Genomic DNA, 6,198 nt, shown 5'->3' on the forward strand with positions numbered 1-6,198 from the left:
CAGCGCCTCCATCGCTTCGCGCTGGCGTGCCGTGGCCTGCTGCACCACGTCGTCGGCCTGGCTGCCGAGCAGCGCGCGCAGGGGGGCCAGCGCATCGGGGCCGAGCGTGTGTGCCAGCGTCAGGCGGGCGCCGGTGGCGGCGGCCAGACCGAAGCCCCGGTCGACCGCGTGCCGGGCGCTGGCGGACAGGTCGGTGGCGGCGAGGATGTGTCGGATCGTCGGCATGTCGGGTCTCCTTGCAAGGGCGGGCCGCGTCAGAGGCGGTCCACGTTCGAGCGGCGCAGCCACGCCTTTTCCAGTTCCACCAGGACGAACAGCCCGGCGCCGATGGCCACGATCATGGTCCACGACGACAAGGACAGCGGCGTGCTGCGGAACAGCTGCTGCAGCGTGGGGGCGTAGGTGAACAGCAGTTGCAGCAGCACCAGCAGCAGGGCCACGCCCAACGCCACGCGGTTGCCGGTGAGCGTTTCCCACCGGAAGGCGTGGCGCGTGAAGTGGCGCACGTTGAACAGGTAGAACAGCTCGCACACCACGATGGTGTTGACGGCGGCGGTGCGCGCGGTCTCCAGCGCCGCGCCCCGGGCCAACTCCCAGTGGAAGACCCAGAACGTGGCCGCGACCATGAGCGCGATCACGTACAGGATGCGCGTGCCCAGTGCGCGCGTGATGATGGACTCGCCCGGCGACCGCGGCGCGTGCCGCATCACACCGGGTTCGGCCGGCTCGAAGGCCAGCGACAGCGCCAGCGTGACCGAGGTGACGGTGTTGACCCAGAGAATCTGCGCGGCCGTCACCGGCAGCGGCAGGCCGGCGAAGATGGCCAGCAGGATCACGCCCGCCTCGCCGCCGTTGGTGGGCAGCATGTGCATCAGCGACTTCTTGATGTTGTCGTAGACCACGCGGCCTTCGCGCACGGCGCGCGCGATGGTGGCGAAGTTGTCGTCGGTGAGCACCAGGTCGGCCGCTTCGCGCGCGGCGTCGGTGCCCTTGCCGCCCATGGCCACGCCGACGTCGGCGGCCTTGAGCGCGGGTGCGTCGTTGACGCCGTCGCCGGTCATGGCCACCAGGTGGCCTTCGGCCTGCAGCGCGGCGATCAGGCGCAGCTTGTGCTCGGGGCTGGCGCGCGCGAACACGTCGGTGTCCTGCGCGGCGCGGCGCAGGGCGGCCGCGTCCAGGGTGGCGATGACGTCGCCCGTGAGCGCGTGCCCGGCCTGCAGGCCGAGCTGGCGGCCGATGGCGGCGGCGGTGACGGCGTGGTCGCCGGTGATCATCTTGATGCGGATGCCGGCCTGCTGGCATTCGGCCACGGCGGCGATGGCCTCGTCGCGGGGTGGGTCGATGATGCCGACCAGGCCCAGCATCTCAAAGCGCGGCCGCATGTCGGCGATGTCGATCTCGGCGTGGTCGGCGGGCCAGTCGGCACGCGCCAGCGCCAGCACGCGTTCACCCGCGCTGGCGGCGCGTTCGAGGGCAGCAGCCCAGTGCGCAGCGTCCAGCGGCTGGCCGCCGGCCTGCGTCGTGCACAGCGCCAGCACGCGTTCGGGCGCGCCCTTGAGCAAGACCTCGTGGTGGCCCGCGTGGTCGTGGTGCAGCGTGGCCATGTACTGGCGCTCGGACTCGAACGGAATCGCGTCCACACGCGGGTGGGCCTGAATGCCCTCAGCGGCATCCAGCCCGCCTTTGTGCGCCAGCGTGATCAGCGCGCCTTCGGTCGGGTCTCCCGTCATGCGCCATTCGCCGGTTTCGTCGCGGTGAACGCGTGCGTCGTTGCACAGCAGCGCGCAATGCAGCAGCGCCTGCAGCGCCGCGCTGTCGCAGGTCTGGCAGACCTGGTCGTTCATCAGGAAGCTGCCGTTGGGCGCGTAGCCGGTGCCGGTGATCCGCAGTTCGCGGTCGGCCAGCACCACGCGCACGGCGGTCATCTCATTGCGTGTGAGCGTGCCGGTCTTGTCGCTGCAGATCACGGTGACCGAACCCAGCGACTCCACCGCCGGCAGGCGCCTTACGATGGCCTGCTTGCGCGCCATCACGCGGGTGCCGATGGCCAGCACGATGGTCACCACCGCGGGCATGCCTTCGGGAATGGCCGCCACCGCCAGGCCGACCACGGCCAGGAACAGCTCCAGCGGGGCCATGCCGGCCACGAAGTGACCCCAGGCCATGGTCAGCACCGACACGGCCAGGATGGCGGCGGTGATCTGGCGGGCAAAGCGGTCGAGTCGGCGCGTCAGCGGCGTGGCCAGGGTCCGGACCTCGCCCACCAGCGTGCCGATGCGGCCGATTTCGGTCTGCGCGCCCGTGGCCACCACCACGCCACAACCGGTGCCGCAGGCCACCAGCGTGCCCGAATGGCACAGGCCGCGGCGGTCGCCCACGCCCGCGTCGGCGGCGGTCGCGGCGGTGTCCTTGTCGACCGGGGCGGACTCACCGGTCAGCGCCGCTTCGACCACGCGCAGGTTGCGCGCCTGCAGCAGGCGCAGGTCGGCCGGGACCTTGTCGCCCGCCTCCAGCAGCACCACGTCGCCGGGCACCAGGTCGCCGGCGTCGATCTGCTGGCGCTCGCCCTGGCGCAGCACGGTGGCGTGCGCGGCCAGCATGCCGCGCACCGCGTCGAGCGCGCGCTCGGCCTTGCCTTCCTGGATGTGGCCGATCACCGCGTTGATCAGCACCACGCCCAGGATCACGCCCGCGTCCACCAGGTGGCCCAGCGCCAGGGTGGTCAGGCCCGCGGCCAGCAGCACGTAGATCAGTGGGTTGTGGAACTGCCCCAGAAAACGCAGCCAGGGCGGCCGGCGTTTCGCTTCGGGCAGGCGGTTGGGGCCGTGGCGCTGCCGGCGTTCGGCGATGGCCGGTGGGGCCAGCCCCAGCGCCGGATCGACCGCCAGCCGGGCGGCGGTGTCGCTGGGGGAGAGGGTGTGCCAGGGCGTGGTGGCCAGGGCGGCCGGATCGGTGTCCTTCATGCTTTGGGCGGTTGGGCGGCGGCCGGCACGGCCACGCGCGAAAGAATGTGGGCGGCCATGCCGCGCGCCAGTTCGTGTTCGCCCAGGAAGACTTCGCCCAGGCTCTCCTGCCGCAGCAGCGCGGCTTCTTCTTCGTTGTGGGTGCGCAGCACCACTTCGATGCCGGGGTTGAGCGTGCGTGCGATCTCGACCATCTTGCGCACATTGACGGTGTCGGGGATGGCCACCACCAGCATCGCCGCGCGCGCGATGTGCGCCTGGATCAGCACCTCGGGCGTGCCGGCGTCGCCGCTCACCGCGGCCATGCCGTCGCGGCGCAGCGCGTCCACCAGCTCGCGGTTCTGTTCGGCCACCACGAAGGGCAGGCCGCGCTCGCGCAACGTGCCGGCGATGCGCCGGCCCACGCGGCCGTAGCCGACCAGCACCACCTGGCCGCTGAGCAGGCGCTGGTCGGTGCTGGTGGGCAGCTCGGCCAGCGGGTCATCGCGCAGCTCCAGCCGGCGGGCGAGTGCGGAGCGCGCCAGAATCCACAGCCGCAGCGGCTCGGACAGCGTGAAGGCGGCGGCGTTGAGCGCGATGGAAATCAGCGCGCCGGCCAGCACCAGGCTCTGGCCTTCCACCGGCATCAGGCCCAGGGCCACGCCCAGGCCGGCCAGAATGAAGGAGAACTCGCCGATCTGGGCCAGGCTGGCGCCCACCGTGAGCGCCGTGTTCAGCGGGTAGCGGAACAGCAGCACCAGGGCCACAGCCGCCACCGTCTTGCCCACCAGGATGATCACCACCACCGCCAGCAGCTTGATGGGCTGGGTCCAGATCACGGCCGGGTCGAACAGCATGCCCACCGACACGAAGAACAGCACCGCGAAGGCGTCGCGCAGCGGCAGCGATTCGTCGGCGGCGCGGTGGCTGAACTCGGACTCGCGCATCATCATGCCGGCGAAGAAGGCCCCGAGCGCGAACGACACGTCGAACAGCTTGGCGGCGCCGAAAGCCACGCCCACGGCCGTGGCCACCACGGCCAGGGTGAACAGCTCCTGCGAGCCGGTGCGCGCCACCCACCACAGCAGCTTGGGCAGCACGCGCCGGCCCACCACCAGCATCAGCACGATGAAGGCCGTGACCTTGGCCAGCGTCATGCCGACCGTGGCCCAGATCTCGCGCAGCGAGGTGGGGGCCAGGTCGGTGGCTGCGGTGCTTTCCTGCAGCAGCCCGGCCAGGGCCGGCAGCAGCACCAGCACCATGACCATCACCAGGTCTTCCACCACCAGCCAGCCGACCGCGATCTGGCCGTTGACCGACTTGAGCAGGCCGCGCGCTTCGAGCGCGCGCAGCAGCACCACGGTGCTGGCCACCGACAGGCACAGGCCGAACACGATGGCGCCGCCGAGCGACCAGCCCCACAGCATGGCCACGCCCATGCCCAGCAGCGTGGCCACGCCAATCTGCACGATCGCGCCTGGCACCGCGATGCGCTTGACCGCCATCAGGTCCTTGAGCGAGAAGTGCAGCCCGACCCCGAACATCAGCAGCATCACGCCGATCTCGGCCAACTGGCCGGCCAGCCCGAGGTCGGCCACGAAGCCCGGGGTTGACGGGCTGATGACGATGCCGGCCAGCAGGTAACCCACCAGCGGCGGCATGCCCAGGCGGCTGACGACCAGGCCGAAAACCATCGCCAGGCCGAAGCCGGCGGCGATGGTGGCAATCAGGCTGACGTCGTGCGGCATCGGGAGCGGGTTCCTGGCGCGGGGTGGAAAAAGTCACGGATGCTTGAAACCTTAACAGAGCAAGGCCAGGCCCGCAGCCGCTGGTGGCGCCCGCAAGCCGCCACCGGCCGCATTTCGCGCCCGGAAGGCGCCCGGCGGTTGGCGACAATCGAGCGATGACGGAGATCCTGTTTCCTTTTGCCGGCGGCCTCGGCCTGTTCCTGATCGGCATGATGCTGATGTCGCAAGGCCTGGTCGGTTTTGCCGGCGGCGCGCTGCAGCGGGCGCTGATCCGCTTCACCGGCAGCCCGTTCCGGGCTTTCGCCTCGGGCACCGTGGTGACCATGCTGGTGCAGTCTTCCACCGCCACCACGGTGACGCTGATCGGCTTCGTCAGCGCGGGGTTGATCGGTTTTTCGCAGGCCATCGGCGTGCTGATCGGCGCCAGCCTGGGCAACACCGCCACCGGCTGGATCGTGGCCGGGCTGGGGCTCAAGATCAGCCTGGGCTACTACACCATGCCGCTGATCGGCGTCGGCGCCTTCCTCAAGCTGCTGGGGCGCGGCCGCATCACCGAACTGGGCCTGGCGCTGGCCGGCTTCGGGCTCATGTTCACCGGGCTGGACACCCTCTCCAAAGGCATGCAGGCGCTGTCGACGGTGTTCAACCTGGCCTCGCTGCCGGTGGGCGGTTATGGCGCACGCATGGCGGTGATGCTGGTCGGGCTGACGATGACGGCCATCATGCAGTCGTCCACGGCCGCCATCGCCACCACGCTGACGGCGTTGCATGGCCAGGTGATCAACTTCGACCAGGCGGCGGCCCTGGTGGTGGGCGCGGCCATCGGCACCACGCTCACCGGCGTCATCTCGGCCATCGGCGGCACCGTGCACGCCAAGCGCACGGCGCTGGCCTACGTGCTGTTCAACGCCGGCGCGGGCATCATCGCCATCGCCCTGCTGCCGCTGTTCCACACCGCCATCGGCTGGCTGAACGCGCACATGGGGCTGGACGCCGGGGCCAGTTCCCTGGCCGCCTTCCACACCCTGTTCATCGCCGTGGGCGTGCTGCTGTTCCTGCCCGTGGCGGGGCCGTTCTCGCGCTGGATCGAACGCCTGGTGCCCGACACCGGCAGCGCCGCCACGGCCCGCCTAGACGCCAGCCTGCTGACCCTGCCCGACGTGGCGCTGGAAGCGTCCGAGCGCGCGCTCGAACACCTCGCCGGCGAGGCGCTGGCGATCTTCGAGGCCCGGCTGCGCGACGAGGACGGCAGCGCGCTGGCCGAGCGCCTGCGCGCGCTCGACGGGGAAATCGACCGCGTCTACGACTTCGTGGGCCGCATCGAGCTGCCGGCCGGCGACGAGGCGAGCGCCGCCTCGCGCATCGCCCAGCTGCATGCCATCGACCACCTGCTGCGCCTGCGCACGCGCCTGCACGACCTGGCACAGGCCACGGCGCCCCTGGGCGGCCCCGACTACGCCTGGGCCACGACGCCCTGCCACCGCATCGCCGACATCGCGCGGCGCGGG

At 71.3% G+C, this 6,198-nt stretch carries 4 protein-coding genes; 1 reads left to right on the forward strand and 3 read right to left on the reverse strand.

Annotation, left to right across the window (positions count from 1 at the left end; genetic code table 11):
* From QQK43_RS22510 to QQK43_RS22520, 3 genes are all read right to left on the reverse strand, one after another.
* The coding region (locus QQK43_RS22510; RefSeq protein ID WP_284309535.1) for a universal stress protein at window positions 1–225 on the reverse strand (225 nt) is incomplete at its 3' end.
* 29 nt (window positions 226–254) lie between these two features.
* The gene (locus QQK43_RS22515; protein WP_284309536.1) at window positions 255–2,963 is read right to left on the reverse strand and encodes a cation-translocating P-type ATPase; all 2,709 of its coding nucleotides are present in this window, start codon (window positions 2,961–2,963) and stop codon (window positions 255–257) included.
* Entirely contained in the window at window positions 2,960–4,690 is a 1,731-nt protein-coding gene (locus QQK43_RS22520; protein ID WP_284309537.1) for a cation:proton antiporter domain-containing protein, read from the reverse strand. Before QQK43_RS22520 ends, QQK43_RS22515 begins: the two co-directional genes overlap by 4 nt.
* A gap of 155 nt (window positions 4,691–4,845) precedes the next feature.
* Here QQK43_RS22520 and QQK43_RS22525 point away from each other — a divergent pair.
* Window positions 4,846–6,198, forward strand: a 1,353-nt coding sequence (locus QQK43_RS22525; RefSeq protein ID WP_284309538.1) for a Na/Pi cotransporter family protein, incomplete at its 3' end; no start/stop codon positions are given.

Origin of the sequence: Hydrogenophaga electricum (assembly GCF_030160815.1) — a bacterium.
GTDB classification, from domain to species: domain Bacteria; phylum Pseudomonadota; class Gammaproteobacteria; order Burkholderiales; family Burkholderiaceae_C; genus Hydrogenophaga; species Hydrogenophaga electricum.

What these genes read in the sequence shown, in the direction of transcription:
- QQK43_RS22515 (WP_284309536.1), bottom strand. Translation starts at nt 2,963, where the DNA reads ATGAAGGACACCGATCCGGCCGCCCTGGCCACCACGCCCTGGCACACC.
- QQK43_RS22520 (WP_284309537.1), bottom strand. Translation starts at nt 4,690, where the DNA reads ATGCCGCACGACGTCAGCCTGATTGCCACCATCGCCGCCGGCTTCGGC.